A 23,363-nucleotide genomic window follows, 5' to 3' on the forward strand; every position below is an offset into this window, starting at 1 on the left:
GGTCGTCACCGGGCCGGGGCGAACGTCGACGCGACCTCCACCAGCAGCCGGGCGCCGAAGCCGGTGGCGCCCTTGGTCCGCCAGGCGTCGTCGGTGTCGGACCGCATCGTGCCGGCGATGTCGAGGTGCGCCCACGGGGTCTCCCCCACCCACTCGGCGAGGAAGAGCGCCGCGGTGATGGCCCCGGCGTACTCGCCGCCCAGGTTCTTGATGTCGGCGACCTCGGACTCGAGCTGCTTGCGGTACCGGCGGTCGAGCGGCAGGCGCCAGACCTGCTCGTCGGTCTTCTCGGCGGCGGCCTCGATCAGGTCGAGCATGCCGTCGTCGTTGCCGATGACCGCCGCCGTCAGCATGCCCAGGGCGGCCAGCGCGGCACCCGTGAGCGTCGCGATGTCGACGATCGCGTCCACGCCGTCCTCGCGCGCCAGCGCGATCGCGTCGGCCATGACCAGGCGGCCCTCGGCGTCGGTGTTGACCACCTCGATCGTGCGGCCGCTGCGCGACGTGAGCACGTCGCCCAGCTTGGTGGCCGAGCCCGACGGCATGTTGTCCGTGCACGCCAGGTAGGCGCTCACCGCGACCGGCACCTCGAGGTCCGCGAGCGCCGTCATCGCCGCCAGCACCGCGCCCGCGCCGCTCATGTCCATCTTCATGGCCGCGTGCATGGCGTTGGACGGCTTGAGGCTGATGCCGCCCGAGTCGTAGGTGATGCCCTTGCCGACGAAGCCGAGGTGGCCGGTCGGCTCGCCCGCCGGCGTGTACCGGATCACGATCATGCGCGGCTCGACCACGGACCCGGCGTTGACGCCGAGCAGGCCGCCGCAGCCCATCTCGACCAGCGCCTCCTCGTCGAACACCTCGATGTCGAGGCCGTGCTCGCCGGCCAGCCAGACCGCGATGTCGGCCAGGTCGGGCGCGGTCAGGTGGCCGGCCGGGGTGCTGGCCAGGTCCCGGGAGAGGGATGCCGCCCGCGCGAGCACGTACCCGCGCTGGGCCCCGAGCCGGGCGTCGTCGGCCGACGCGTCGTCCACCAGCAGCACGATCTCGCGCACCGGCACGGTCCCCGGGTCGGTCTTCAGGGCGTCGTACCGGTACCGGCCGAGCAGGATCCCCTCGACGACGGCCTGGGCAGAGGCCTCCACCGACGCACCGGCGGTGGCCAGGTCGGTGGTCAGCACGTCGTCGCGGCCGGCCGCCCGGGCGAACGCCGCCGCCGCGTCGCGCAGCGCGGCCTCGGACGGGTCGTCGCCGACGCCGGTCGCGATCACCGCGCCGCCCTCCCGCGGCAGGATGAGGACCTCGCCGGCGGAGCCGCGGAAGCCCCACTCGGTGAGCGCTGCCCGGTCGAGCGGGATGCCCGACGGCACGTCACCGGTGGCGGTCACCGCCAGCCCGAGGGCACGGCCGGCCCCCGCACCGAGCGCGTCCACCCGGACCGAGACCTCCTCGAACAGGGCGCGGGACGGGATCGGGTCGAACGGCATCGTCGTACTCCTCACGTGGGCCAGATGACAGGGATCAGCAGGACGGCGACCGCGAACCACGCCAGCGTGGTCGCGAGGCCGAGCTTCCAGTAGTCCGAGAACGTGTAGCCGCCCGGCCCCATCACCATCATGTTCGCGGGCGTCGCGATCGGCGTGAGGAACGAGGCGGCGCCGGCCACCGCGACCAGCATGAGCACCGGGGCCAGCGCGACGCCCGACTCGCCGGCGATGGCGACGGCGATGGGGGCGACGATCAGCACCGTGGCGGTGTTGCTCACCACCTGGCCCAGCAGCAGCGTGAGCACGAAGAGCGCCGCGAGGACCACCCGCGGGCCGCCGTCGCCGATCACCTGCAGCACCCAGCCGGCGACGAGGTCCGCGGCACCGCTGGAGGCGATCGCGGTGGACAGCGGGATCAGCCCGCCCACCAGCACGACGGTCTCCCAGGAGACCGCGCGGTACGCGTGCGCGACGCCGACGACGCCGGTGATCACCATCGCCGCCGCGCCGACCAGCCCCGCGATCGCCGGCGGCACCACCCCGCTGGCCAGCAGCGCGACCGTGGCCACCAGCACGACGATCGCGCGCCACGCCTTGGGCCCCAGGGCGACCGTCTGCCGGCGCACCAGCTCGGGGTTGTCGACGATGAGCACGTCGTCGTCGGCCTCGAGCGCCTCGACCACCGGCCAGGGACCGTGCACCAGCAGCGAGTCGCCCTCGGCGAGGCTGAGGTGGTCCCCGCCGCGGTCCTTGCCCAGGCGGCGCACGCCCAGGATGGTCACGCCGCCGCGCACCACCCCCGCGAACACCACCTCGCCGATCAGGCGCGAGCGCGGGCGCACGACGACCTCCCCCACCCCGACCTCGCGGCCGAGGAGCGCCTCGCGCGTGCTCCGGGTGAGCGGCGTCGTCGCGACCGTGAGCGCGTGGTCCTCGACCAGGTTGGCGATGCCGACGCTGTCCCCGGACACGACGACCACGTCGCCCACGCGCAGCACGTCGGCCTCGTCGGCGGGCAGGCCGTCGGCGCGCTGCACCCCGATGAGCACCACCCGGTCGGGGACGGACACCTGGTCGCGCCGCAGCCCGACCACGTCCGAGCCGGCGTCGACCGTGAGCCGGAAGAAGCCGGCGTCCAGGCTGTAGTGGTCGACCAGCGTGTCGATGTGCGCGGAGTAGTCGGCGGGCAACGACGTCGGCGACCGGTCGGGCAGCAGCCGGCGACCCGCCACGAGCGCGACCCCGATGGTGGCGAGCACGAGCGGGACGCCCATCAGCCCGAACTCGAAGAAGCCGAACCGCTCCCCGGTCGCCTGGTCGAGCGCGTCCGAGACGATGACGTTGACCGTGCTGCCGCTCAGCACCAGCAGCGCGCCCGCGCTCGCCGCGAACGCCAGGGGGATGAGCATCTGCGACGTCGACTGCCGCGAGCGCCGGGCGGCCACGACCACGATCGGGATCAGCGCGGCGGCGGCGCCGTTGGGCGTGACGAGCGCGGCCATGACCGCCGACAGGCCCATGAGCGCCACGAGCAACCGGCCGCGGCCCGTCCCCGCCCGGGCGATGAGCTGCTGCCCGGCCCACGCGGTGACCCCCGAGGACTCGAGGCCCTCGCTCAGGACGAACAGCGAGGCGATGAACACCACGACCGGGTCCCCGAACCCGCCGACGGCCTCGGCCGCGGTGACCAGGCCGGTGAAGTACAGGGCCAGCGCCGTGAGCAGCGCGACCACGCTGACGCTCAGCCGGTTCCAGATGAACAGCCCGACGCAGCCCGCGAGGACGAGCAGACTGACCGTGGCGTCGGACACATCGCCAAACTAGGGCACAAGCACCACGCTGCGGTCCAACCTCGGCGCACCCGTCGCCAGCAGCCAGAGCAGGAACGCGATCTCCGACAGCCCGCCCACCATGCCGAGGGCGGTCGAGGCCGCGTCCGCCGCCGGTGCGACGAGCTCGACCGCGAACCCCGCCAGGTACCCGAGCCCGCCGACGACCAGCGCGTACCCGAACCCCCGCGGCACCCATCCCGACCGCACGACGAGGTAGCCCAGCGGGACCAGCCACGCGCCGAAGAAGATCTGCGCGATCAGGTATCCCACCCCGTGCAGGTCGAGGAACAGCACCGCGAGCTCGTCGGACCCCCGCTGTGCCGCGAGCAGCGCGCCGGCCTGGTTGACCATGTTGAGGCACTGGATGGCCACGCTGATCGCGTTGAGGGTGAGCATCGCGACCGCCGCGGTGCGGTCGACCTCCCGGAACAGGGCATAGAGCGCGATGCCGACGAGCGCGAAGCACGTGAACGCGACGAGGTCGGCGGCGAACGCGACCTTCATCAGCCCGGCGTGCTCCCGGAGGGCCGCGGCGACGTCGTCGGCACCCCGGACCGTGGCCCGGGCGAACAGCTCGGCGAACCCGCCGAGGACGGCGACGACGAGGTAGAGCAGACCGGCGAGGCGTGCAGTGCGCATGGCTGTGCCCTTCGACTGGCGTGCGGGGGATCCGGGCGGGTCAGCCCGGGTACTGGAAGACGTCGTCCAGCGGGACGCCGAAGACGCGGGCGATCTGGAACGCCATCTCGAGCGAGGGCGAGTAGCGGCCCTGCTCGATCGCGATGACGGTCTGGCGCGTGACGCCGATGCGCGCCGCGAGCTCGGCCTGGGTCATCTCGCCGTGCGCGAACCGGAGGGTGCGGATGGAGTTGGTGACCGCGGTGGGCTTCACCATGCGGAGAAGTCCCGGCGGTAGGCCGCGAGCTTGGTGACGGAGCCGAGGATCGCCGACAGGACGAAGCAGAGGTAGATGACGTTGGCGATCCAGAACCAGTCCACCTCGAGCATGGCCAGCGCCATGGCCGCGAGCGCCCCGATGACGACGAACGACTGGCCCGTGTACTCGCCCAGCCGGTTGATCTCCCGGTCGCGCTGGTCCTTGACGTGGCCGTCGCGACGGTTGGCCAGGGAGACGAGGATGCTGCCGACGATGGATGCGACGATCGCCAGACCGATCGACCAGAGCAGCGGCGCGACGTAGGCCACCTCGGTCAGCGGGGTGTCGCGGGCGCGGCTGAGGATCACCGCGACGTACGCCCCGTACGCGAGCACGGCGACCACGGCGAAGACCCAGACGTTGCGTTCCTCGTACGACATCGGTGCTCCTAGGCGACGGTGAGGACGGTCTTGCCGCGGGCGTGCTCGGCCACCAGGCGCCGGAGGGCCTCGGGTGCGTCGCTCAGAGGGTAGGTGCGCTCGACGGCCGGCGTGACCAGCCCCGCCTCGGCGAGCTCCCGCAGCCGCTCGAGCTTGGCGCGGCTGCGGGTGGCCGTGACGGGACGCAGGTGCTGGCCGACGACCAGGTTCACGACCACGGCCCGCGCGAGGCGACCCATCGGGCCGATCACCGCTCCGCCGCCGCCGGACGACAGCGCGAGGGTGCCGTGCGGCGTCAGCGCGCGGCGGCACGCGGCCAGCGACCGGTTGCCGACGAGGTCGACCACCAGGTCGTAGCGGTGCGCGCCGGTGGTGAAGTCCGAGCGGTCGTAGTCGAGGACGTGGTCCGCGCCGAGGCCTCGCACCAGCTCGACGTTCCGCCCGCTGCACACGCCCGTGACCTCCGCGCCGAGCGCCTTGGCGATCTGCACCGCGAACGTGCCGACGCCGCCCGACGCCCCGTTGACCAGCACCGCCTGCCCGGGCCGGACGCCCGCGAGGCAGTCCAGCGCCGTCCCGCCCGCGAGCGGCAGGGTGGCCGACTCCGCGAAGCCCAGGTTCGCCGGCGCGCGGGCGACGACCGACGCGGGCACGCACACGTACTGCGCCCAGGCGCCGGTCACGGCCTCGGCGAACACGTCGACGCCCGGCTCGAGGTCGGTCACCCCGGCGCCCACGGCGACCACCGTGCCGGCCACGTCCTTGCCGGGCACCGGGCGCTTCGGCGCGCGGAGCCCCGTCACGGCCCGGATCAGCGACGGTCGGCCGGTCACGGTGGCGACGTCGGCGAAGTTGAGGGACGACGCGTGCACCCGGATCTCGACCTCGCCGGCCCGCGGGGCCCGCCGGGGCACGGTCCGGTGGTCGAGCACGGTCTCGGGCGACCCGTAGGCGCGCTGCACGATCGCCTGCATGATGCGGGTCTCGGTCTCGCCGCTCATCGGAGCCTCCGGTGTAAAGAATTGCTGACATGGCGAAGGTAAGACGAACCAGACACCATGTCAAGAGTTCTTTACACGACTACAGCACCCGCGCGAGGGCCTCCAGCGCCGCGAGCGGGTCCGGGCCGACCGGGATGAGGACCGTCGTGGTGACGCCGGCGTCGTGCAGCTGCCCGATCCGCGTCCTCGCCCCGGCCGCGGTCCCCACCACCGCGAGCTGGTCGACCCACTCGTCGGGCAGCGCCGCCGCGAAGTCGGCGCGGCTGGGCGCGGAGGCGCGCAGGGCGCGGAACTCGTCGGCGAACGGCAGCGGCGCGATGTGCACGTCCCAGTCCGGCTCGCCGATCCACTCGAGGGCTGGCCGGACGACGTCCCGCGCCGCCGAGGCGTCGTCGTCGACCGCCGCGACGCAGTAGGCCACGATCCGGTGCTCGCGGGTCGGCGCGATGTGGCGCAGGGCCTCGGCGACGTACTCGGGCGTGACCGGCTCGGCCAGGACCGTGCCGTCCGCCGACCGTCCCGCGAGCGCGAGCGACTTCGGCCCGCGGACGCCCGCCAGGACGCGCGTGGTCGGCGGCACGGACTCGAGCTGCACGCCGTCGAGCGTCACGTAGCGCCCGTCGGTGCTGGTCCGCGAGCCGGCCAGCACCGCGCGCACCGCCTCGAGGTGCTCCTCGAGCATGGTCAGCGGGCTCTGCGGCCAGGCGCCGACCTGCCGCATCCAGCCCGGCATCCCGTGCCCGATCCCGACGTCGACCCGCCCCGGGAACAGCTCCGCCAGCGTCCCCGCCTCCATCGCGGTGAACGCCGCGTTGCGCACCGCGGCCGGCAGGATGCCGATGCCCACCCGGAGGCGCTCGGTCATCGCGAGCGCGGCGGCGGCCTGCGCGACGCCCCCGCGGAAGAAGCAGTCCTCGACCACCCAGAGCTCGTCGAACCCGAGCGCCTCGGCCCGCTGCGCGTACGTCCGGAACCGGTCGGCGGGCAGGTCCCGGGGGAGCATGACGCCGACGGCGCGCTCGGTCATCAGATCTCCTTGATCACGCGCGCGGGGTTGCCCACCGCGACGACGTTGGCGGGCAGGTCCTTGGTGACCACCGAGCCGGCACCGACCACCGTGTTGTCGCCGATGGTCACGCCGGGGCACACGATGACGCCGCCGCCGAGCCAGACGTTGTCGCCGATGGTGATCGGCCGGGCGGCCTCGAGCTTGGCCCGCCGCGGCTCCGGGTCCACCGGGTGGATCGGGGTCAGCAGCTGGACGTTCGGGCCGATCTTGGTGTCGTCGCCGATCTGGATGTGCGCGACGTCGAGCGCCACCAGCCCGAAGTTCACGAACGACCGCGCGCCGAGGTGCAGGTGCACCCCGAGGTCCACGTACAGGGGCGGTCGGATCCACGAGCCCTCGCCCAGCGAGCCGAGCAGCTCGCGGAGCCGGTCGACGGCGTCGTCGTCGCCCTCGCGCACCGCCTGCGCGAACCGCTCGGCCCGGGCCTGCGCGGCGGCGGTCAGAGCCCCGATCTCGGCGTCGGCCTCGTACCAGTCGCCGGCGACCATGCGCTCGTACTGCGTGCGGGTGTCCTCGTCGGTCATGCGTCCGACGCTCTCACAGCCGCGGGTCCACCGGCTCCGACTCGAGCGCGAGCACCGCGAACACCGGCTCGTGCACGCGCCACAGCGGCTCACCCGCGGCCAGCCGGTCCAGCGACTCCAGGCCGAGCGCGTACTCGCGTAGCGCCAGCCCGCGCTTGCGGCCCAGCGACCGGACCTTCAGCCGGTCCAGGTGCTGGGTGTACTCCGGCCCGTAGATGATCCGCAGGTACTCGCGGCCGCGGACCTTGAGCCCGGCCTGCACCAGCCCGCGCCGGCCGTGCACCAGGTTGGCGAACGGCTTGACCACCATGCCCTCGCCGCCGGCCGCGGTGAGCTCCTCCCACCAGTCGATCCCCGCCTGCGGCTCGCGGACATCGAGCTCGAGGCGCCCCGTCCGCCGGAACAGCACCGGATCCGCGTCGACCAGCCGGTCGATCGCGGCCAGGTGCCAGCCGTGGTCGCGGTCGTGGAACGTGGCGCCCTCCGCGGCGAGCACCTGGAAGGGCGCGAGCTGGACGCCGTCGAGCCCGTCGGTCGGCCAGACGTAGCGGCGGTAGGCCTCGACGAAGGCGTCCGCGTCCACGGCCCGCCGCCTGGTCCGGTCCAGCAGGTCCCCGACGTCGAGGCCTCTCGACTCCGCGGCGACCAGCGTCGACACCGCCGCCGGCAGCATCGCGCGCGCGGCCGCGCCGGTCGCCGCGTACTGCTCGCGCAGCAGCGGCCCGGCCTTGAGCGACCACGGCAGCAGCTCGCCGTCCAGCAGCAGCCAGTCGGTGGCGAGCTCGTCCCAGAGCCCGGCGGCGGTCACTGCGGCGCGGACGCCCGAGAGGAAGACCTCTGTCAGCGGCCGGTCGAAGAAGGCCCGCCCGGTCCGCGTCCACACCGCCCCGGTCTCGCCGTCCGGCGCACCGAACCAGCGGAAGCCGTCCCGGCACACGAGCACGGTCGCCCGCGACCCCATGTGCTTCTCCTCGCAGATCACTCGCGTGACGCCGCTCGCCGCGAACGCCGAGAACGCCTCCGACGGGTGCTCCAGGACCCCGGGCAGCGGCGACGTCGCGACGGGCGCCATCGTCGGCGGCAGGTACGGGACCCAGCGCGGATGCAGCGCGAACCGGCTCATCACCTCGAGCGCGGCGACTGCGTTCTCCTCTTCGATCGTGACCCGCCCGTGGTGCCGCGTCTCCACCGACCGCCGACCGAGCACGTCCTCGATGTCCAGCACGTCGTCGGGCCGCGTCGCCGCCGGGACGAGGAACGGCTTCGCAGGCTCGTACCAGACCCGCTCGGCCGGCACCTGCACGAGCTCCTTGCTCGGGTAGCGCAGGGCGGTCAGGTGACCGCCGAACACCACCCCGGTGTCCAGGCACATCGTGCGGTTGACCCACTGCGGGACCGGCGTCGGGGTGTGCCCGTAGAGCACCATCGCGCGGCCGCGGTACTCGTCGGCCCACGGGTAGCGCACCGGCAGGCCGAACTCGTCGGTCTCCCCGGTGGTGTCCCCGTACAGCGCGAAGCTGCGCACCCGACCCGACGTGCGCCCGTGGTACGCCTCCGTGAGCCCGGCGTGCGCGACGACCAGCCGCCCGTCGTCGAGCACCAGGTGCGACACCAGCGCGTCGGCCCAGGCCCGGACCTGCGCCGAGAACGCCGGGCCCTCCGCGGCCAGCTGCTCGAGCGACGTCTCGAGCCCGTGGCTGACCGTGACCTTCCGACCGTCCAGCGCACGGACCAGCTTGTGCTCGTGGTTGCCGGGAACCGCGAGCGCGTGGCCCGCCGCGGTCATCCCCATGGCCAGCCGCAGGACGCCGGGCGTGTCCGGCCCGCGGTCCACCAGGTCGCCGAGGAACACGACCGTGCGCCCCTCCGGGTGCGAGGCGTCGACCGGTCGACCCTCGTCGTCCCGGACGAGCACGTACCCGAGCTTGTCGAGCAGCGTCTCCAGCTCCGACCGGCAGCCGTGCACGTCTCCGATGACGTCGAACGGCCCGTGCTCGGTGCGCAGGTCGTTGTGCAGCCGCGTGCGGACGATCGTCGCCTGCTCGACCTCCTCAGGCGTGCGCAGCACGTGCACCTGCCGGAACCCCTCGCGCGCCAGGCCGCCCACCGCCCGCCGGACCAGGTCGCGCTGCCGCGTCACCACGCGCTGCGGCAGCTCCCGCGCACCCCGTCCGCGGTTGCGTTCGAGGCAGACCTCCTCGGGCAGGTCCAGCACGATGGCGACCGGCAGCACGTCGTGCGCGCGGGCCAGCTCGACCACGTGCTTGCGCGCGTCGCGCTGCGCGTTCGTCGCGTCGACCACCGTCAGCCGGCCGCGGTCCAGGCGCTTGCCGACGACGAACGACAACACCTCGAAGGCGTCCTTGGTGGCGTCCTGGTCGGTCTCGTCGTCGGACACCATCCCCCGGCAGACGTCGCTGGACACGACCTCGTAGCGTCCGAAGCGCTCGGCCGCGAACGTCGACTTCCCCGAGCCCGACGCCCCGACCAGCGCGACCAGCGCCAGCTCCGGGATCTCCAGCGCGCTCATGCGGCCGCTCCCCGCGTGAAGACGAGCAGCTGCGTCGGCGGCCCGACCTCGGGGTCGACGTCGCCGACCGCTCCCGTACGGACCGTGTAGCCATACGCCGCGCAGACCCCGGCGGCCCACGCCTCGCCCTGCGCCCGGGTCCACTCGAACCGGTGGTCGGCGTGCCGCATGGTCCCCGCGAGCAGGGTCGGGTACCGCACGTTGAACTCCTCGTTCGGCGTGGTGACGATGACCGTCCGCGGGCGCGCCTCGCCGAACACGGTCCGCTCCAGCGCCGGCAGCCGGTCGAGGTCGACGTGCTCGACCACCTCCATGAGCACCACGGCGTCCGCCCCCGCCAGTCGCGCGTCCCGGTACGTCACCGACGACTGCACGAGCGTCAGCCGGGCGCGCACGGTGTCAGGCATCCGGTCCAGCCCCAGCCGCTCGGCCGCCTTCCGCAGCGCGCGGTGCGACACGTCGGCACCGACCACCCGCGTGAACGCCGGGTCGGCCAGCAGCTCCCGCAGCAGCGCGCCCTCCCCGCACCCGAGGTCCACCACCGACGCGGCCCGCGCCGCCCGCAGCTCCGCGAGCACCACCTCCCGCCGGGTCGCGGCGAGCGGCGGAACAGCCGACTCGATCTCGGTCTCCGCCACCACGCCCAGCCGCTCCACCGCGTCGGCCACGTACTCGCGCCGGTGAGCCAGCGACCGGCGCAGGATCCAGTCCCGCTCCGGGTGCTCGCCCAGCCAGTCGCCGGCGCTGCGCACCAGCTTGTCCACCTCGTCCGGACCCACCCAGTAGTGCTTGCCGCCGTCGAGCGCGGGGAGCAGCACATACAGGTGCCGCAGGGCGTCGGCGACGGTGAACGTCCCGGTCAGCCGCACGTCGGCGTACGGCGCGTCCCCCCACGCCGACACCTGCGGGTCCAGCGGCGCGACCCCCACGGCCACCGTCCACCCGAGCGGCTCGAACAGCCGCCCGACCAGCTCCGGGTCCCCGTCGTCGGGCACCGCCGGCACGCGGACCTCCAGCGGCAGCGGGACCCCGACCAGGTCCGGCCGTGTGGCGCACGTGCCCGCCATCGCGGACCGGAACACCCGCCCGAGCGCCACGGCCAGCAGCGAGCTCGCCGCGTACCCCCGGTCGTTGACGTAGGCCGCGAGGGCCTGTCCGTTCCCGAACCGGCCGCCGCGCACCAGCTCGACCGGGTCGACCTCGAGCAGCAGCGCGACCGTGCACCTCCGGTCGTCCGACTCGGGGTAGAAGACGTGCGCCCGGCCGACGGACAGGTCGAACGTCTGCACGCGGTCGGGGTGCTTGTGCAGCAGGAAGCCCAGATCGCTCGCGGAGTCGGCCGTGGAGGTCAGGGTGAGGAACACGGGCTCATTGTGTCGACCACCGTGCCCGCGGTCGTGGCCTTTACCCCTGGGCCGCCCGGAGGAACTGCTCGAGCAGCGGCCCGGCGGTGGTCGAGCCGTAGTCGCCCACGTCGACGAACACGGCCACGGCGAGGTCACCCTGGACGGCGATCATCCACACGTGGTTCTGCAGGTTGCCGGCGTCCCCGAACTGGGCCGTGCCGGTCTTGGCCGCCACCGGCTCCCCGGGGACGTCCTGCAGGAACGCCGCGCCGCCCTCGGTGACCACGCCGCGCATGAGGTCGTGCAGCGTCGCGGCCTCGGCCGCGGTCAACGGCACGGCCGGTCGGGTGGTCTCGGTGGGGGCGGCGCTGGTCTCGTCCGCCGACGGCTCGGGCGTCGCCGCACCCTCGGCCGGGAGCACCAGCCGCGGCACCACGGTCGACCCGTGCGCGACCGACGCGGCGACCGTCGCCATGCCGAGCGGGGAGGCCAGGACCCGGCCCTGACCGATCATCGACGCGGCGTGGTCCGTGCCGTCCGAGTCGCCGGGCACGTCGCCCAGGAACGCGGGGAAGCCGAGCGCCGCGTGCGAGTCGAGGCCGAGCGAGCCGGCCGCGTCGATCAGCGCGTCCTGGTCCGCCGAGTCGCGCGCCGAGATGAAGGCCGTGTTGCACGAGTTGGCGAAGGCCGTGCGCAGGGGGATGGTGCCCAGCTTGTCGGTGGGGTACTCGGGGAAGTTGGTGAAGCTGCGGCCGTCGACCGACACGGTGGCCGGGCACGTCACGGCGCTGTCCGGCGTCAGCCCGGACCGCAGCAGCGCGAGCGCGCTGACCACCTTGAACGTGGACCCTGGCGCGAACTGGCCGAGCGTGGCGGTGGACATGCCCTCGCCGCCGGCGCCGCTCGCCGCGGCGAGGACGTCACCGGTCGACGGGCGGATCGCCACGATCGCGCTGGCCGGCCCGACCCCCGCGAGCACGTCCTCCGCGGCGTTCTGCAGCCCGACGTCGAGCGTCGTGAGCAGCGGCGTGCCGGGCGTCGGCTGGACGTCGTAGAGCTGGCGCGGCGCCGTGCCGTCGGCCTGCGAGGCGCTGATGGTCAGCCCCGGCAGCCCGCGCAGCTGCGCGTCGTACTGCCGCTGCAGGCCCGACAGGCCGGCCAGGTCGCCGGCCGCCACCGCGCCGTCGGACTTCTCCACGATCTCCGCCGTCGCCTCGCCGACCGCCCCGAGGATGGGCCGGGCGAACCGGCGGCTCGGGGCCAGGGGCAGGGTGCCGACGACGTCGTGGACCCCGGGCATCGCCGCGAGCGTCGCGAGGTCGTAGCCGGGGTCGCCGTCGCGGACGGTGATCGCCTCGACGAACGCCTTCTCGCCCGCGGCCGCCACCTTCGCCGCGTACGCCTCCACGTCGAGACCCAGGGCCGCGGCCAACGCCCGCGCGGCCGCGTCCTGGTCCGCCGCCGCGATCCGCGTCTTGTCGATCCCCAGCCGGTGCACGGTCCGCGGCTCCACGATCACGGCGCCGTTCGCGCCGAGCACGTTGGCCCGCTCTGCGCGCGTGCGGGTGACGGAGAGGACCTCGGCCTGGGTGAGGTCGGGCGCCAGCAGGGTGGGCGCCCAGGCGACGTGCCAGACGTCGTCGTCGTCGCGGGTGAGCCGGGCGTGCGTCTCGTACGTCCAGTCCGCGTCGCTCTCGTCGACGTCCCACGTGAACCCGAGGGTCGCCGTGGCCAGGTCCTCGTCCTTCTCGTCCACCGTCGTGGACACCACGGTGACCTTCGGCTCCCACGGCGCGAGGCCCTCGTACGCCGCGGTGCGCAGCGCGGTCGCCGCGTCCACGTCGTCCTGGCCGCCCGCGAACGGCGCGTGCGAGAAGTCCCCGGACGTGAGCGCCGCCGCCAGCGCCTTGGTGGCGCCCTCCGGGCCCGGCGGCTCCGCCGAGCACGCCGTCAGGCCAGCGGCCGCCACCAGCAGGGCGAGCCCGCCCCCCGCCCAGCGGCGTCGAGCCCCCGTGCGTCCACCCGCGAACCTCATGCTGTCCTCTCGTCGTGCGGCACCAGCGCCGCGACCTGCACGATCACCCCCGCGAGCGTGCCATCACCCGGCGGTCCGGCGGGCGCGAACGGCGCACCTTTCACCACTCCTCCCCAGACGGCTCAACCGAGCACGCCCGCCGGGTCGTAGGCCCGCCGCACCCGGTCGAGGCGCTCGGCGGTCGCCTGGTCCCACACCGCCGCGCCGGTGCCGGCGAAGTTCGGGTTGAGCTCCGCCGCGGTCCAGGGGCGGACCGCCTGGGCGATCCGGTCGGCCGCGGCGGGCATGGTCGTGGCGAACTGCGACGGGTCGAGGCCGACCACGCTGAGCGTGAAGGCCGCCCCGCGGCCCGAGACCGCCGAGCCGTCCACGCCGTCCGGCCTGGCGACGTGCCGCACCTCCGCGGCGACGAAGGGCTGCTGCACCCCGGGCCCGACGACCTCGAGCAGCGCCGTGGCCAGGTCGTCGTCGGCGCCGCTCAGCATCGTGCCCCGCACCCAGCTGGGCGCCGGGTCGGTGGGGTCGTTGTGGATCTCCGCCGCCCGCGCCACGGGCAGCACCCCGACCGTGTCGGCCACCGTCGGCGCGAGCGCGCGCAGGGGTGCCGCCACCCGCTCGCCGGTCGTCGCGTCCCCGGGACGGGCCACGCGGAGCACCAGCACGGTCCGGCCGCGCAGGAACGGGGGCACGGCGTCGATCGGCGGGAAGCGGACGATCGCCGCGCTCGTCGTCGTCTCCGGGTCCGCCTCCGCGGTCCACGCGAGCCAGCCGCGCAGGGCCGCCTCGATGTGCTCGGTGTCGAAGAACAGCGCGCCCGCGTAGAGCTCGGGCATCGCGACCAGCCCCAGCCGCACCTGCGTCACCACGCCGAGGCCGGTCTTGCCGCCGCGCAGCGCCCAGAACAGGTCCGGGTGCTGGTCCGCCGACGCCTCCAGAACCTCGCCCGCACCGGTGACGACGGTGACCGACTCGATCCGGTCGGAGCTGATCCCGTGGCTGCGGACGAACGGGCCGATACCCCCGCCGAGGAGATAGCCCACCACGCCGACGTGGGGGGACGAGCCCGCGATCGCCGCGAGCCCGACGGCATCGGCCACCGGCACCACGTCGGTCCACGCGGACCCGGCGCCGATCGTCGCGACCCGCGTGGCCGGGTCGACCGTGACCCCGCCCAGCCGGTCGGTGGTGAGCAGGACGCCGGACGTCACCGGGGTCACCGAGCCGTGGCCCGTCGCCAGCACCGCGACGGGCACGCCCTGCTCGGCGGCCCACCGCACGGTCTCGACGACGTCCTGCGTGCTCGAGGCCCCGACCGCCACGTCCGGGGTGTGGGTCACGGCTCTGTTGTGGGCGGCGACCTCGTCGGCGAACCCCTCGTCGTCCGGGGTCAGCACGGGGCCGGTGACGCGGGAAGCGAGGGGATGGGACATGCCGAGCGCTCCTTGCGGGGTCGGGGTCAGGGGAAGGCTGCCACGAGAGCGGCCTCGGGAGCACGACCTTTCCACCGACCTCCGACAGCCGGCCCCGACCTGCGACGCTCAGGGGGTGGCCGACGACTTCACCTACGTCACTCGCGAGCCGCCCGGCCCGCTGGGTCGGTACGTGGCGAGCATCTGGTACGCCCGCGGCCGGCTCCGGGCGCCCGCCGAGCGCATCGCCCCGACCGGCTCCGCGGTGCTCGGCCTCGTGCTCGGGCCGCCCATCGTGCAGGTCGCGCGGAACGGCTCCGGCGACATCCACCTGGCTCGCACAGGGTTCCTGCTCGGCCCGGACGACCGGCCGATGCTCAACCGGCCGCTGGGCGAGACGTGGGCGGTCGGGGTCGTCGCGACGCCCGTCGGCTGCGCCACCGCCTTCGGCGTCGACCCGCGGGCCGTGCGGGGCCGCGTGGTGGGCGCGGAGGCGTGGGCGCCCTTCACCGCGGTGCGCCGGGAGCTCCTGGACCTCGACCAGCCCTCGGCGATGCTCGCGGCGGTGGAGCGGGCCCTGCAGGACTCTGCGGCGCTGCGCGAGCCCGCGCTGCCTCGGTGCACCGCGGCGGTGGAGGCTGCCGTCGCGGCCCTCGTCGAGGACCCGGGCCGGCCCGTCGCGGCCGTCGCGCGCGAGGTCGGGCTGTCGCACGGCCACCTCGACCGGGCGTTCCGGCGGGTGGTCGGGCTGCCGCCCGGCACGTTCGCGCGCGTGGTCCGGATGCGGGACCTGCTGGCGTCGCTGGACACCGGGCGGCCGGTCGGCTGGGGCCAGGTGGCCGCCGACCGGGGCTGGTACGACCAGGCGCACCTGATCCGGCACTTCCGTCGGCACACCGGCACGACACCCGCCGCCTACGTGGCCGCCTACCGTGCGGTGTACGGGTCGGAGCCGACGGAGCCCGGGTTCGCCCCGGTGGTCAATTCCGTCCAAGGCGCGACGCCAGGGAGCGGCTAGCGTCGTTCGCATGGCACTCGCGATCGACACGACGACGACCGTCGCGGCACCACAGGACGCCGTCTGGCGCGCGCTCACCGACTGGTCGCTGGCGCACCGGTGGATGCCCGGCGTCACCACGATGCGCGGCCCGCTCGAGCCGGGCGCGGTCGTGACGTTCACCGTCCGCGGCGCCGACCGCACCGCCGTCGTCGAGGTGCTCGACCCCCCGCGGGCCCTGGCGCTGCTCTCCCGCTCCGGCCCCGTCACCGCCGTCTACACCTACACGCTCGCCGCACGGCCGGGCGGCACGACTCTGCGCCTGGTCGCCGACGTGGTGGTGCGCGGGGCGCTGCGCCCGATGGCCCCCGTGATCCGCCGGTCCATCGCGAAGGAGGACGGCGTGCAGCCCGAGCGGCTGCGCGCGCTCGTCGAGGAGGTCAGCCGACCAGCCGGCTGACCGCCCGGTGCAGGTCGGCCCGCACGTGGTCCGGGTCGGCCCATCCGGTGAGCGCCACGCCGTGCACCAGGCCCAGCACCTGCCCCAGCAGCCGGTCCGCGGGCCAGTCGTCGTCGCCGCGCTGCGCGCGCAGGGCCGCGACCTTCTTGCCGGTCGACTCCACCGACTGCGGGAGCCGTGCGAGCACACCGGGCCGCTCCAGGTTGTGCCACATCAGCAGCCGGACCAGCTCGGGGTGCGCCAGGTTGAAGTCGAGCAGCCGGGCGGCGTAGCCGGGCAGGTCCACGGCGTCGAACGGCACGGCGTCCAGCAGCTGCTCGATGCGGTCCTCGATCACCCGGTCGAACAGCTGGTCCTTGCTGCCGAAGTAGGCGTAGATCCGCTGCTTGTTCGCCCCGGCGCGCTCGGCGATCCGGTCGACGCGCGCGCCGGCCAGCCCGCGCTCGGCGAACTCGTCGGCGGCGGCGTCCAGGATCCGGCGCGGGGTGTCGGCGGCCATCACGCGGGCAGCGCCGTGCCCGTGAGGTCTTGTGCCACGGCCCACAGGCGCGCCGCGGTGTCGTCGTCGCGCATCCGGCGGTTGAGGCTTGCGGGCCCGGTGGGCCCGACCATGCCGAACCGGCCGGACGGCCCGTAGTAGCCGCCCTCGGCCGCCAGCGGGTCGGTCGCCGCGAAGAGCATGGGCTCGGCCCCCTCGGGCGGCAGCTGCGACGGGACGAACGGCAGGCGGCCGATGGGCGAGCGGTGGGTCGTCTCGCGGCCCAGGGAGGCGCCCGCGGTCTGCAGGTTGGTCCGCGTGAACCCGGGGTGGGCGGCGTTGCTCATCAGGGGCCAGCCGCGCTGCGCCGAGACCCGGGACAGGTGCCGGGCCAGCAGCAGGTCGGCCAGCTTGGACTGCGCGTAGGAGCGCGTGGGGCTGTAGCGCCGACGGGTCCACTGCAGGTCGTCGATCCGGATGCGGCCGACGTTCGCCATGCCGCTGCTCATCGTGGTGACCCGCGGGGTCGGCGACTCCAGCAGCAGCGGCAGCAAGCGGTTGGTCAGGGCGAACGGGCCCAGGTAGTTGCTGCCCATCTGCAGCTCGAACCCGTCCTCGGTCTCGAACCGGGTGGGCGGCGCCATCACGCCGGCGTTGTTGAGCAGGGCGTCGAGGTGCGGCAGGTCGCGGCCCAGGGCGTCGGCGAACGCCTGCACCGACGCCAGCGAGGCCAGGTCGACGATCCGCACCTCCGCCGAGGCGTCGGGGTGCGCGGCCAGGATCTCCGCGAGGGCCTTGTCGCCCTTCTCGGCGTTGCGGACCGCGAGCACGACGTGGGCTCCGGCGGCGGCCAGGCGCTCGGCGGCCTCCCGCCCGGTGCCGCTGTTGGCGCCGGTGACGACGAACGTGCGGCCGGTCTGGTCGGGGACTGCGTACATCGGGGGCTCCTCGCCACGGACAACCAACTAGTTAGTTGGCACGGTGTCACGCACGTCTCCCCCCGTCAAGAGGCAGCCGCCGCGCCGAGAGGGTCGAATGGAGGCATGAGCACCGTCCCGAACGTCACCCTGAACAACGGCGTGCAGATCCCCCAGCTGGGATTCGGCGTCTTCCAGATCGACCCCGCCAAGACCAAGGACGCGGTCCTGCAGGCCTTCGAGGTGGGCTACCGCCACATCGACACCGCGCAGATGTACCGGAACGAGAAGGGCGTCGGCGAGGCCGTCGCCGCGTCCGGCCTCCCGCGCGACGAGGTCTTCGTCACCAGCAAGCTGAACAACGACTCGCACGACCCCGAGGTGGCGGCGGCGGCCTTCGACCGGACGCTCGACACGCTCGGTCTCGAGCACGTCGACCTGTTCCTGATCCACTGGCCGCTGCCGACCGTCAGCAACTTCGTCGAGACCTGGAAGGCCATGGAGGACTTCTACCGGTCCGGCCGCGCCAAGGCGATCGGCGTCTCCAACTTCCAGCCCCACCACCTGCGCCGCCTCAACGCCGAGACCACGATCACGCCCGCCGTGAACCAGGTCGAGGTGCACCCCTACCTCACGCAGGAGGAGGTCCGCGCGTTCGACGCCGAGCACGGCATCGCGACCGAGGCGTGGAGCCCCATCGCGCAGGGCAAGGTGCTCGACGACCCGACGATCGTGCGGATCGCGGAGTCGCTGGGCAGGACCCCCGCGCAGGTCACGCTGCGGTGGCACCTGCAGCGCGGCGACATCGTGTTCCCCAAGTCGGTGACCCGCAGCCGCATCGAGGAGAACTTCGCGCTCTTCGACTTCGAGCTCAGTGACGTCGACCTGGCGGACATCTCCGGCCTGAACCGCGACGAGCGGACGGGCCCGAACCCGGACACGTTCGACTACGTTCCCCGGTAGCTGTCGATCCGGCTGCTCACCGTTCGTACAGAGGGTGAGCAGCCGGCGCAGGGCCGGCGCAGCCCGAGGAGGACGTGATGAGCCACTACCTGCTGAGCGTGATGGAGCCTGCCGGCCCGATGCCGGACGCGGAGTTCCTGGACCCGATCATCAAGGCCGTCGGCGAGGTCGACCAGGCCATGAAGGACGCCGGCATCTGGGTGTACGCGGGCGGCCTGCACGACCCGAGCACGGCCACGGTGCTCCGGGCGAAGGACGGCGAGGTCATCCCGACGGACGGTCCGTTCGTCGAGGCCAAGGAGCACCTGGGCGGCTTCACCATCGTCGACGTCGACGACCTGGACGCGGCGCTGGACTGGGGCGGCAAGCTGGCCGTCGCCACGACGCTGCCCATCGAGGTGCGGCCCTTCCGGTACCAGTGACGGCTGTCGGTGCCGACGACGTCGCGCGGGTGTTCCGCGCCGAGCACGGCCGCGCCGTCGCCGTCCTGACCCGCTCCTTCGGCGACCTCGACGTCGCCGAGGAGGCGGTGCAGGACGCGTTCGTCGCCGCGCTCCAGCACTGGCCGGGCGAAGGGCTGCCCCCGAGCCCGGCGGGCTGGATCATCACGACGGCCCGGCGCAGGGCCATCGACCGGCTGCGCCGGGAGGCGTCCCGCGACGACCGGCACGCCCAGGCCGCGCTGCTGCACGAGCGCGACGACCCGGTGGAGGTGGGGCCCGTGCGCGACGACCGCCTCCGGCTCGTGTTCACCTGCTGCCACCCGGCCTTGTCGGTCGAGGCGCAGGTGGCGCTCACGCTGCGGCTGCTGGGCGGCCTGACCACCGAGGAGATCGCCCGGGCCTTCCTGGTGCCCGAGCCGACGATGGCGCAGCGGCTGGTGCGGGCCAAGGGCAAGATCCGCGACGCCCGCATCCCCTACCGGGTCCCGCGCGACGCCGACCTGCCCGACCGGCTGCGCGCGGTGCTCGCCGTGGTCTACCTCGTGTTCACCACCGGCTCCGCGGCCCTCACGCGGCAGGACCTGTGCGCCGAGGCCATCCGGCTGGGCCGCTTGCTGGTCGAGCTCATGCCCGACGAGCCCGAGGCGCTGGGCCTGCTCGCCCTCATGCTCCTCACCGACGCCCGGCGGGACGCGCGGGTGTCGTCCACCGGCGACCTCGTCCTGCTGCGCGACCAGGACCGCTCGCGCTGGGACGTCGCCGAGCTGGACGAGGGTCGGGAGCTGGTCCGCCGCTGCCTGCGCCGGGACCACCTCGGGCCGTACCAGCTGCAGGCCGCGATGCAGGCGGTGCACAGCGAGCCGGCGGGCACCGACTGGCGGCAGATCGTGCTGCTCTACGACCAGCTCGGGTCGATCGCGCCGAGCCCGGTCGTCGCGCTGAACCGCGCGGTCGCCGTCGCGGAGCTTGACGGACCCGCCGCAGGCCTCGCGCTGGTGGACGGGCTACCCCTCGAGCGCTTCTACCTGTTCCACGCGGTGCGCGCGGACCTGCTGAGGCGCCTGGACCGGTCGGCCGAGGCGGTCGAGGCCTACGACGCCGCGCTGGCGCTGACCTCCATCGACGCCGAGCGCTCGTTCCTGACGCGCAGCCGCGACGCCGCCCTCAGCGCAGCCGCTCCACCAGGGCCGCCCGCACCGTGAACCACTCCGCGGCGACGATCGAGAAGTAGGCCGTGTCGCGCAGGCCGCCGTCGGTCGCGACCGTGTGGACGCGCCGGACGCCCTCGAACCGCGCGCCGACCCGCTCGATCGCCTTGCGCGACGCCGCGTTGCGCGCGTCCGTCTTGAGCGTCACGCGCAGGGTGCGCCACGTCTCGAACGCGTGCGTGAGCAGCAGCAGCTTGGTCTCGGTGTTGACCGCGGTCCGCTGCGCCGACGCGGCGTACCAGGTGCTCCCGATCTCGGCGACGGAGGGCGGGTTCGCGTCGGTCGGCGCACCGCCGGACCCGATGCCCGGCGGCCACGGCGCCGGGTCCTGGAACACCTCGAGGTCGAGGAACCGCGTGCTGCCGACGATCGCGCCGTCGGACACCCGCCGCACCGCGAACGGCACCGCGCGACCCCCCGCCGCGTGCGCGAGCGCGCCCTCGACGTACGTCCGGGTCTCGTCGAGGCCGTCGGGCACCCACGTGTACCCGTAGCTCCCGCGCTCCTCGGCCGCGGCCGCGGCCAGCCCGTCGACGTGCGCCAGGGCGAGCGGTTCGAGCCGCACGTGGCGGCCGGTCAGGGTGAACGACTCGAGCATGGCGTCATCCTGCCCGACGACGGGCACCTCACCGGACGGCATCCTCCGCCGCCGAGGCCGCCCGGGCCATGAGCAGGTTCCGCTCCCGCTGCGTCGGGGCCAGGGACGCGGCCCGTTCGAGCTCGTCCGCCGCCTCGTCGCGACGCCCGAGCCGCAGCAGGACGTCCGCGCGCACGGCCCCGTACAGGTGGTACCGCGCCAGGCGGGGATCCCCGCGCACGGCGTCGAGCGCGTCGAGCGCCGCCTGCGGCCCGTCGGCGTGCAGCACCGCGACCGCCCGGTTGAGCTCGACCACCGGCGACGGGGCCAGCTGCGCGAGCGCGTCGTAGAGCGAGACGACCGCCTCCCAGTCCGTGTCCTCGAACGACCGGGCCCGCGTGTGGCACGCCGCGATGGCCGCCTGCACGGTGTACTGCCCGAGCGGCCGGCCCAGCGAGGTCGCCCGGTCCAGCGCCCCGAGCCCGTGCCCGATCAGCGCGCTGTCCCACCGCGTGCGGTCCTGGTCCTGGAGCAGCACCCCGTCGCCGCGCGCGTCGAACCGGGAGGCCTGCAGCTCCATCAGCGCGACCAGGCCGTGGACCTCGGGCTCGCGCGGCAGCAGCCCGGCGAGGACGCGGCCCAGGCGCATCGCCTCGTCGGCCAGGTCGCGGCGGACCCACGTGGGACCGGTCGTCGCCGAGTGCCCCTCGGTGAAGACGAGGTAGATCACCTCGAGCACCGAGTCCACCCGCGCCGGCAGCTGGTCGGCCTGCGGGACCTCGAACGGGACCTGCGCCTCCGCGAGCGTGCGCTTGGCGCGCGAGATCCGCTGCCCGATCGTCGGCGAGGGCACCAGGTACGCGCGCGCGATCTCGTCGGTGGTCAGCCCGCCGAACAGCCGCAGGGTCAGCGCGATCCGGGCCTCGCGCGGCAGGACCGGGTGGCAGGTGAGGAACACCAGCGCGAGCAGGTCGTCGCCGATGGGCTCGTCGACGATGCGGTCGGCCGGGGCCTCGTCGGCGAGCCCCTGGGCCAGCACCGCGTACTTGGCCCCCCGGTTCTGCTCGCGCCGCACCAGGTCGATCGCCCGGTGCCGCGCGGTCACCATGAGCCACGCGCCGGGGTTGTCCGGGACGCCCGTGGTCGGCCACTGCTCGAGGGCCGCCACAAACGCGTCCTGCGCGAGCTCCTCGGCCAGGCCGACGTCACGGACCAGGCGGGTGAGCGAGGCGATGAGCCGCGGCGACTCGATGCGCCAGACGACCTCGACGGTCCGTCGCGCGTCGGCCATCGCCCCGCTCCCGCGTCAGACCTGCTGCGCCTTGAGGCGGTCCACGATCGCCTGCTCCTTCTCGAGCACCTCCGGCGAGACCACCTGGGCGAAGTCCTCCATCTCGAAGAACGGGCGGATCTCGAGCACCGAGCGCAGGCCCGGCGTGGACGGGCAGCGCTTGGCCCACTCGAGCGCCTCGTCGAGCGAGCTCACCTGCCAGATCCAGTAGCCGGCGATGATCTCCTTGGCCTCCGCGAACGGGCCGTCGACCACCGAGGTCTCCCCGGTCGCCTCCCAGACCACCTTCGCGCCCGCCTTGCTCGGCTGCAGCCCCTCGCCGGCGAGCATGATCCCGGCGTTCACCAGCTGCTCGTTGTAGGCGTTCATCACGCGGAACATCTCTTCGGTGGGCGCGACCTTGTCCTCGTCCGCGCCGTCACCCTTGATCATGACCAGGACCTTCATGACGAGCTCCTTCGTTGTCGGTGCCGCCTCGACGCTAGTGCCGGGGCCGGGCCCTCACCAGGTCGTCGAACGGCGCCGGCCTCTTTCGACACCGCGCGTGGGACGCTGGACCCGTGAACCTGTTCGGGCACCGCGACGGGGTGCCGGCCGACGTCGGCGACGGCTTCGTCGCCGGTGAGGCCGTCGCGCTGCAGACCGCCTTCACGGCCGCCCTCACGGCCACGGAGCGCCGCCGGCTGCCCGCGCCCGTCGAGGTGACGTTCGAGACCGAGGGCGGCGAGCACGTCGTGGTCGTGTGCCGCAACCACACCGTCGGGTTCGTGCCCCCGTCGCACGAGGAGTCGGTGCGCGCGCAGGTCCGCGCCGCCGGCCGTGCGCACCTCGAGACCACGGGGCAGGTGTACCGGGACGACGACGGCGTGTGGCGGCTCTGGGTCGGACCGCCTCGGCCGGGCGGCTTCCCTGCGCCCGAGCCCGGTGCCGACACCCTCAAGGCGCCCCAGCGCCGGATCTTCGGACTGGCGCTGCCCGACGACTGAGCGGCTATGGTAGGTGTACTAGTTCGTCTACCAAAGGATGCCTCCATGGCCGCGCTGTACACCGCCATCGCCACCGCGACCGGGGAGGGCCGCGCCGGGGGACGGGCGGTCAGCGACGACGGGACCCTCGACCTCACGCTCGCGGTGCCCACCGCGCTCGGCGGCCGCGGCGACGGCACCAACCCGGAGCAGCTCTTCGCCGCGGGCTGGGCGTCCTGCTTCCACTCGGCCCTCAAGTCGGTGGCGGCGGCCGAGAAGACGGTGCTCTCCGACTCCGCGGTCGTCGCGGAGATCGGCCTGGTGGCCGACGGTGCGGGCGGCTACACCATCGAGGCGGCGCTGCACACCGAGGTCGCCGGGCTCGACCAGGCCACGGCCGAGCGCCTCGTGGCCCGCGCGCACGAGGTGTGCCCGTACTCCAACGCCACGCGGGGCAACATCGCCGTGCGGCTGACCACCACCACGGACGCCGCGGCGTGAGCGCCGCCGGCTCGGC

The 23,363-nt window shown here is 74.3% G+C and carries 24 protein-coding genes; 7 read left to right on the top strand and 17 right to left on the bottom strand.

Annotation, left to right across the window (positions count from 1 at the left end; all coding sequences use genetic code 11):
• Positions 1 to 5: 5 nt before the first annotated feature.
• From AB5970_RS00285 to AB5970_RS00340, 12 genes are all read right to left on the bottom strand, one after another.
• Positions 6 to 1,484: a leucyl aminopeptidase gene (locus tag AB5970_RS00285; protein ID WP_370501896.1), complete on the bottom strand. Its 1,479-nt coding sequence runs from the start codon at positions 1,482 to 1,484 to the stop codon at positions 6 to 8.
• 11 nt (positions 1,485 to 1,495) lie between these two features.
• Positions 1,496 to 3,295, bottom strand: a complete 1,800-nt coding sequence (locus AB5970_RS00290; RefSeq protein WP_370501897.1) for an SLC13 family permease — start codon at positions 3,293 to 3,295, stop codon at positions 1,496 to 1,498.
• Between the two features lie 9 nt (positions 3,296 to 3,304).
• On the bottom strand, positions 3,305 to 3,955 hold the full coding sequence (locus AB5970_RS00295) for a DUF4386 domain-containing protein (RefSeq protein ID WP_370501898.1): 651 nt from the start codon (positions 3,953 to 3,955) through the stop codon (positions 3,305 to 3,307).
• A 40-nt stretch (positions 3,956 to 3,995) separates the two neighbouring features.
• Positions 3,996 to 4,211: a helix-turn-helix transcriptional regulator gene (locus AB5970_RS00300; RefSeq protein WP_370501899.1), complete on the bottom strand. Its 216-nt coding sequence runs from the start codon at positions 4,209 to 4,211 to the stop codon at positions 3,996 to 3,998.
• The gene (locus tag AB5970_RS00305) at positions 4,205 to 4,633 is read right to left on the bottom strand and encodes a hypothetical protein (protein WP_370501900.1); all 429 of its coding nucleotides are present in this window, start codon (positions 4,631 to 4,633) and stop codon (positions 4,205 to 4,207) included. The genes AB5970_RS00300 and AB5970_RS00305 overlap by 7 nt, the downstream gene beginning before the upstream one ends.
• 8 nt (positions 4,634 to 4,641) lie before the next feature.
• Complete coding sequence (locus AB5970_RS00310; RefSeq protein WP_370501901.1) at positions 4,642 to 5,634, bottom strand: NAD(P)-dependent alcohol dehydrogenase; 993 nt, start codon at positions 5,632 to 5,634, stop codon at positions 4,642 to 4,644.
• A gap of 79 nt (positions 5,635 to 5,713) precedes the next feature.
• The gene (locus AB5970_RS00315; RefSeq protein ID WP_370501902.1) at positions 5,714 to 6,661 is read right to left on the bottom strand and encodes an LLM class flavin-dependent oxidoreductase; all 948 of its coding nucleotides are present in this window, start codon (positions 6,659 to 6,661) and stop codon (positions 5,714 to 5,716) included.
• Positions 6,661 to 7,227, bottom strand: coding sequence for a sugar O-acetyltransferase (locus tag AB5970_RS00320; RefSeq protein ID WP_370501903.1), 567 nt, complete (start codon positions 7,225 to 7,227; stop codon positions 6,661 to 6,663). The genes AB5970_RS00315 and AB5970_RS00320 overlap by 1 nt, the downstream gene beginning before the upstream one ends.
• A gap of 13 nt (positions 7,228 to 7,240) precedes the next feature.
• On the bottom strand, positions 7,241 to 9,757 hold the full coding sequence (locus AB5970_RS00325; RefSeq protein WP_370501904.1) for a polynucleotide kinase-phosphatase: 2,517 nt from the start codon (positions 9,755 to 9,757) through the stop codon (positions 7,241 to 7,243).
• On the bottom strand, positions 9,754 to 11,121 hold the full coding sequence (locus AB5970_RS00330; protein WP_370501905.1) for a 3' terminal RNA ribose 2'-O-methyltransferase Hen1: 1,368 nt from the start codon (positions 11,119 to 11,121) through the stop codon (positions 9,754 to 9,756). The genes AB5970_RS00325 and AB5970_RS00330 overlap by 4 nt, the downstream gene beginning before the upstream one ends.
• A 40-nt stretch (positions 11,122 to 11,161) precedes the next feature.
• Positions 11,162 to 13,138 carry a penicillin-binding transpeptidase domain-containing protein gene (locus AB5970_RS00335; protein WP_370501906.1) on the bottom strand — a complete coding sequence of 659 codons (1,977 nt, stop codon included), beginning with the start codon at positions 13,136 to 13,138 and terminating at the stop codon, positions 11,162 to 11,164.
• Positions 13,139 to 13,260: 122 nt separating this feature from the next.
• Positions 13,261 to 14,568, bottom strand: a complete 1,308-nt coding sequence (locus AB5970_RS00340; protein ID WP_370501907.1) for an FAD-binding oxidoreductase — start codon at positions 14,566 to 14,568, stop codon at positions 13,261 to 13,263.
• A gap of 115 nt (positions 14,569 to 14,683) precedes the next feature.
• On the opposite strand from AB5970_RS00340, the gene AB5970_RS00345 reads away from it, so the two are divergent.
• Positions 14,684 to 15,565, top strand: coding sequence for a helix-turn-helix domain-containing protein (locus AB5970_RS00345; RefSeq protein WP_370501908.1), 882 nt, complete (start codon positions 14,684 to 14,686; stop codon positions 15,563 to 15,565).
• 10 nt (positions 15,566 to 15,575) lie between these two features.
• Positions 15,576 to 16,004 (top strand): SRPBCC family protein, encoded by a 429-nt coding sequence (locus AB5970_RS00350; protein ID WP_370501909.1) that lies wholly within the window; start codon positions 15,576 to 15,578, stop codon positions 16,002 to 16,004.
• On the opposite strand, the gene AB5970_RS00355 is transcribed toward AB5970_RS00350, so the two are convergent.
• Together AB5970_RS00355 and AB5970_RS00360 are read right to left on the bottom strand one after the other, a co-directional pair.
• Positions 15,985 to 16,503, bottom strand: a complete 519-nt coding sequence (locus AB5970_RS00355; RefSeq protein ID WP_370501910.1) for a TetR/AcrR family transcriptional regulator — start codon at positions 16,501 to 16,503, stop codon at positions 15,985 to 15,987. The two genes, AB5970_RS00350 and AB5970_RS00355, sit on opposite strands and share 20 nt — an antisense overlap.
• The gene (locus AB5970_RS00360) at positions 16,503 to 17,420 is read right to left on the bottom strand and encodes an SDR family oxidoreductase (protein WP_370501911.1); all 918 of its coding nucleotides are present in this window, start codon (positions 17,418 to 17,420) and stop codon (positions 16,503 to 16,505) included. Before AB5970_RS00360 ends, AB5970_RS00355 begins: the two co-directional genes overlap by 1 nt.
• 105 nt (positions 17,421 to 17,525) lie before the next feature.
• Here AB5970_RS00360 and AB5970_RS00365 point away from each other — a divergent pair, with 105 nt between their 5' ends.
• The 3 genes from AB5970_RS00365 (at position 17,526) to AB5970_RS00375 (ending at position 20,007) form a co-directional block, all read left to right on the top strand.
• Positions 17,526 to 18,362, top strand: a complete 837-nt coding sequence (locus AB5970_RS00365) for an aldo/keto reductase (protein ID WP_370501912.1) — start codon at positions 17,526 to 17,528, stop codon at positions 18,360 to 18,362.
• Between the two features lie 77 nt (positions 18,363 to 18,439).
• Positions 18,440 to 18,784 carry a YciI family protein gene (locus AB5970_RS00370; protein ID WP_370501913.1) on the top strand — a complete coding sequence of 115 codons (345 nt, stop codon included), beginning with the start codon at positions 18,440 to 18,442 and terminating at the stop codon, positions 18,782 to 18,784.
• On the top strand, positions 18,781 to 20,007 hold the full coding sequence (locus AB5970_RS00375; RefSeq protein WP_370501914.1) for an RNA polymerase sigma factor: 1,227 nt from the start codon (positions 18,781 to 18,783) through the stop codon (positions 20,005 to 20,007). Before AB5970_RS00370 ends, AB5970_RS00375 begins: the two co-directional genes overlap by 4 nt.
• On the opposite strand, the gene AB5970_RS00380 is transcribed toward AB5970_RS00375, so the two are convergent.
• From AB5970_RS00380 to AB5970_RS00390, 3 genes are read right to left on the bottom strand one after another with little or no spacing between them, the layout of a single operon-like run.
• Positions 19,970 to 20,611 (bottom strand): GNAT family N-acetyltransferase, encoded by a 642-nt coding sequence (locus AB5970_RS00380; protein ID WP_370501915.1) that lies wholly within the window; start codon positions 20,609 to 20,611, stop codon positions 19,970 to 19,972. The two genes, AB5970_RS00375 and AB5970_RS00380, sit on opposite strands and share 38 nt — an antisense overlap.
• Before the next feature lie 28 nt (positions 20,612 to 20,639).
• A complete protein-coding gene (locus tag AB5970_RS00385) occupies positions 20,640 to 21,881 on the bottom strand; it encodes an RNA polymerase sigma factor (protein ID WP_370501916.1) in 1,242 nt (413 codons plus the stop codon).
• Between the two features lie 15 nt (positions 21,882 to 21,896).
• Positions 21,897 to 22,328, bottom strand: coding sequence for a YciI family protein (locus tag AB5970_RS00390; protein ID WP_370501917.1), 432 nt, complete (start codon positions 22,326 to 22,328; stop codon positions 21,897 to 21,899).
• A 113-nt stretch (positions 22,329 to 22,441) separates the two neighbouring features.
• Here AB5970_RS00390 and AB5970_RS00395 point away from each other — a divergent pair, with 113 nt between their 5' ends.
• Together AB5970_RS00395 and AB5970_RS00400 are read left to right on the top strand one after the other, a co-directional pair.
• A complete protein-coding gene (locus tag AB5970_RS00395; protein WP_370501918.1) occupies positions 22,442 to 22,867 on the top strand; it encodes a hypothetical protein in 426 nt (141 codons plus the stop codon).
• Between the two features lie 45 nt (positions 22,868 to 22,912).
• Positions 22,913 to 23,347 carry an organic hydroperoxide resistance protein gene (locus tag AB5970_RS00400; protein WP_370501919.1) on the top strand — a complete coding sequence of 145 codons (435 nt, stop codon included), beginning with the start codon at positions 22,913 to 22,915 and terminating at the stop codon, positions 23,345 to 23,347.
• Positions 23,348 to 23,363: the final 16 nt, after the last annotated feature.

This window comes from Cellulomonas sp. ICMP 17802 (assembly GCF_041295535.1).
Classification (GTDB): domain Bacteria; phylum Actinomycetota; class Actinomycetes; order Actinomycetales; family Cellulomonadaceae; genus Cellulomonas.